This window comes from Methylocella tundrae (assembly GCF_901905185.1).
Lineage (GTDB): Bacteria > Pseudomonadota > Alphaproteobacteria > Rhizobiales > Beijerinckiaceae > Methylocapsa > Methylocapsa tundrae.
In genome coordinates, this window is sequence record NZ_CABFMQ020000029.1 from 1 (window position 1) to 417 (window position 417).

At 41.0% G+C, this 417-nt stretch carries 1 protein-coding gene; it reads right to left on the reverse strand.

Annotated elements, in window-relative coordinates; all coding sequences use genetic code 11:
* Positions 1-417 (reverse strand): methyltransferase domain-containing protein (locus MPC4_RS04180; RefSeq protein WP_174511421.1); only part of this gene is annotated, 417 nt, incomplete at both ends.

A 417-nucleotide genomic window follows, 5' to 3' on the forward strand; every position in this document is an offset into this window, starting at 1 on the left:
ATGTTAGGGAGTACCCCTCGGCGTGCTTAAACTGGTCATAATCTTGATAAAACTGCTGTAAAGATTGCTTAGTCCAACGATGCTGAGCAGTTGCCGTTACACCTGTTGCTTTTAAATGCTGCAACACGGCTTTAGGCGAATCGAAATAAAGCTGAGTTTCTGACTGTGCCAAATGCAAAATCTCAAAACCAGCCTGAGTTAAGGCACTGTTCCAATTTTCAAGATTCCAATAATTTAAACCTTGTCCGGTTAGCTCTTTAATTTCAATAAGGTTTTTAGGACCAAATGTTGAAAAGCATAGCCAGCCTTGCTCATTTAAAGCAGCATAGCAATGTTGAAGTAGCCGTGGTAAATCTTGCATCCATTGCAAAGCTGAACCGGAAACAATCATATTGAGCTGCTGAGGGAATTCTAAGG